The organism is Streptomyces alkaliphilus (genome assembly GCF_014141535.1).
Taxonomy (GTDB): domain Bacteria; phylum Actinomycetota; class Actinomycetes; order Streptomycetales; family Streptomycetaceae; genus Streptomyces; species Streptomyces alkaliphilus.
This window is the reverse complement of the sequence record NZ_VKHT01000643.1, coordinates 1-3,043: the sequence shown is the minus strand read 5'-3', so window position 1 is coordinate 3,043 and position 3,043 is coordinate 1. Positions and strand designations below refer to the sequence as shown.

The following is a 3,043-nucleotide window of genomic DNA, read 5'->3' as shown; positions in this document are numbered from 1 at the left end:
GCGCACGGGCGGCGCCCGCCGGGATCGCGCCCGGCCGACGGACTACCCCCGCCCGGCCCCGGCGGGTGGGGTATCCCGTGGGTCCCGGTGGAAGATGGTGGTGGGGCGCAGCCGGCCGGCGGGATCGGCGGCGTAATCGGGTATTCGACCCACCTCGGTCCAGCCCGCCGCGCGGTAGAAGTTCTCCGCCGGGCTGCCGGTCTCGGTGTCGAGGACCAGCAGGGTGAGCCCGGCGTCCGCCGCGGCCCGCTCGGCCGTGGTGAGCAGGGCCCGGGCCACTCCCCCGCGTCGGGCCGCGCGGGAGACCATCAGCTTGGCGATCTCCCCCCGGTGGCGCCCGTTCGGTTTGTCGACCGGGTACAGGGAGATGGTGCCGATCACCCCTCCATCGGTGTCACGGGCGATCCACAACCACAGCCCGCCCGCCGCCGCCTCCGGGATCCGACGCTCCCACCAGGCACGGGCCCCGACCTCGTCGAGATCGGACAGGAAGCCGAGAGAGGCGCCGCCCGCCACGGTGTCCGCGAGGAGCGCCGCCAGACCGTCCAGGTACCACGGGAGCTCCGAGGCGGTCGGGCGCAGGATCCGCGGGGCGCCGGCCGACCGGGGCGGTGCGGGGGCCGATGCGCCGGCCGTATCGGTGCGGGCTTCGTCGACCGTCATGCGGTTCTCCTCGGTGGTGACATCGGGGTCGGTGAGCCGGGGCTCACCTTCGGGTGGTTGGCCCGGGTCGGGTGTCCGGGGTGTCGCCGGTGGAAGCCCTCGGGAGCTCCGCCCGCTCCAGCAGGCGGCGCACCCCCAGACCGTCGGTGGCGACGGCGGAGATCAGCACGGCGGGCCCCTCCAGGGCCATCCGGGCGGCGAGCCCGCCGGTGGGGGGATCGGTGAACACCGTCGGGGCGGCGGTGGGGCCGACTGCTCCCCCCGGGCTCCCGGTGGGCGCCGGATCCACCAGGAGGATCTGCCCGACGGCCCGTCGCCCGCCCATCACCGCGCCGCCCCACCAGCCGGGCTCCTCGGGGCCGTGGCGGGTCTCCTGATCCAGCAGCACCCGATCCGCCCGGTGGACGGTCAGCCGCGAGACCAGCCGACCCGGCTCCTCGTCCGCCCGTCCGGCCAGGTGTTCCTCCCGGTGGTGGAGTCGGGCCCCGGGGGCCAGGCGGATCCGGGTACGGACGTACAGATCGCTGCCGCGCGCGGAGATCAGCGGTTCGGGCGTCCACCGCAGTTCGGCGTCCTCGCCGACGTGGATGTCGGTCAGGTATTCGGCCCTGTGGTCCCGGTCCCCGGGCAGGGCGACGCAGGCGGCGGCGGAGACCACGTGGAGAGCCGCCCCGGGCAGCACGGTGACCGTGAGGGCGAGCCGATCGCCGTTGAGCGGCGCGCTCATCGCCCCGACCAGACACACCCTCGCCCGGGATCCGGTGGAACGGGTGCGGCGCACGGCGAGGGGACCCTCGCCCCGCAGTTCGGGCAGGCGCCCGCCGGGGGCGGCGGTGATCCGTGCCGAGGCGGTGACGGCGGACGGCCCCGTGGCGGGAGGGGGCGAGGCGGAAGCCGCTCTCACCCCGCCGCCCGCCAGGCCGCCACCCGGCCGACGACCCAATCGGCCACCGGTCGCACCCCGTCGGGCTCGCGCAGGGAGGTGAAGGCCACCGGCAGTTCGCCGCGTTGGGCCCTCGCGTCGCGGGCCATCACCGCCAGGTCCGACCCGACGTGGGGCGCGAGGTCGGTCTTGTTGACCACCAGGAGATCGGCTCCGGTCAGACCGGGACCGCCCTTGCGGGGGATGTCGTCCCCGGCCGCGACATCGATGACGAAGATCTGGGCGTCCACCAGGCCACGGGAGAAGGTGGCGGTGAGGTTGTCCCCACCGGACTCCACCAGGATCAGGTCCAGCGGTCCGACCCGCGCCTCCAACTCCTCCACCGCCTCCAGGTTCGCCGAGATGTCGTCCCGGATGGCGGTGTGCGGGCAGGCACCGGTTTCCACGGCCACGATCCGCTCGGGGGACAGCACCGCCTCGCGGCGCAGGAACTCCGCGTCCTCGCGGGTGTAGATGTCGTTGGTGACCACGCCGATGGACCACCGTCCGCGCAGAGCACGGCACAGCGCGGCCACCGTGGCGGTCTTGCCGGATCCGACGGGTCCCCCCAGGCCGACGCGCACGGCCCTGCGGGAGCCGTCGGGCAGCAGGGGTTCGGCGCCTCCGGTGTGGCGCTCGGGGAAGGTCACGGGGTGTTCCAGGTGCACGGGGCGGCTCCGGTGGGGTCGAGCGGTCGGGATGTCGACGGGGTCAGGAGGCGAACAGGCGGGTGGGCCACAGGGCGTGGAACTCGGCCCCGATCTCCGACAGCGGCCCGCAGACCGCGGGCAGGTCCCCGGGATCACCGGAGGCGAGGGCGGCGCGCGCGGCCTCCGTCGCCCGGAGTGCCACCGCGTCCGTCTCCGGAGCCAGGCGGGCGAGGACGGAGGTGGCGGTCAACGGGTCCGGGCCCATCAGCCGCACGGCGGCGCCGGCCGGCCCGGAGACCGTCTCGTGGGCGGCGGCGCGGGCCGCGTCGAGGGGGTCCATGCCGGCGGCACGGGCGACCAGGCCGAGCACCACGGGTTGGTGCAGCCCACCGGGGTGGTGCGCGGCGACCGCGTCGAGGGTTGGATCGGGCCAGGCGGCACGCCCGGCCCGCAGCAGTTGGCGCCCCAGCCGGCGGGCGACCGACCGGAGCGCCGGGGAGGGGGTGCGGGCATCGGCGGCGGCGTCCAGCCGGGCGGGGTCCCCGCCCAGTGCGGCGGAGGCCGCCAGCGCGGCGGCGACGAGCCCGGTGGTGTGCAGGCGCCCCCGGCAGAAGTCGGCCAGGCCCCCGGGCCCGGGCCCGTCGGTCAGCCGACCGTCGCGCACGGCGGCCTCGGCACCACCGGAGTGGGCATGGCCGCCGGCGGGGAAACGGCCGTCGGCGAGGATGAGCAGGGCCGCGGCGCCCCCGACCGGGGGCGGGAGTGACGGCGAACGGGTCATCGGAACCCCCGGGGGTCGGGAGCGGAC

Annotated in this window: 4 protein-coding genes; all 4 read right to left on the bottom strand. The window is 76.6% G+C overall.

The genetic code is table 11. The features are described from left to right. Window positions 1-42 precede the first annotated feature (42 nt). Genes FNQ90_RS17885 through FNQ90_RS17870 form a run of 4 tightly spaced genes read right to left on the bottom strand, consistent with a single transcriptional unit; the run spans window position 43 to window position 3,016 of the window. Complete coding sequence (locus FNQ90_RS17885; RefSeq protein WP_182607306.1) at window positions 43-663, bottom strand: GNAT family N-acetyltransferase; 621 nt, start codon at window positions 661-663, stop codon at window positions 43-45. A 43-nt stretch (window positions 664-706) separates the two neighbouring features. Then, on the bottom strand, window positions 707-1,567 hold the full coding sequence (locus tag FNQ90_RS17880) for an urease accessory protein UreD (protein ID WP_182607305.1): 861 nt from the start codon (window positions 1,565-1,567) through the stop codon (window positions 707-709). Further along, the gene (ureG, locus tag FNQ90_RS17875) at window positions 1,564-2,253 is read right to left on the bottom strand and encodes an urease accessory protein UreG (RefSeq protein ID WP_182607304.1); all 690 of its coding nucleotides are present in this window, start codon (window positions 2,251-2,253) and stop codon (window positions 1,564-1,566) included. The genes FNQ90_RS17880 and ureG overlap by 4 nt, the downstream gene beginning before the upstream one ends. A gap of 43 nt (window positions 2,254-2,296) precedes the next feature. Continuing rightward, on the bottom strand, window positions 2,297-3,016 hold the full coding sequence (locus tag FNQ90_RS17870; protein ID WP_182607303.1) for an urease accessory protein UreF: 720 nt from the start codon (window positions 3,014-3,016) through the stop codon (window positions 2,297-2,299). Window positions 3,017-3,043 lie beyond the last annotated feature (27 nt).

Coding starts and splice junctions, on each gene's coding strand:
- FNQ90_RS17870 (WP_182607303.1), bottom strand. CDS start 3,016: ATGACCCGTTCGCCGTCACTCCCGCCCCCGGTCGGGGGCGCCGCGGCC.
- FNQ90_RS17885 (WP_182607306.1), bottom strand. CDS start 663: ATGACGGTCGACGAAGCCCGCACCGATACGGCCGGCGCATCGGCCCCC.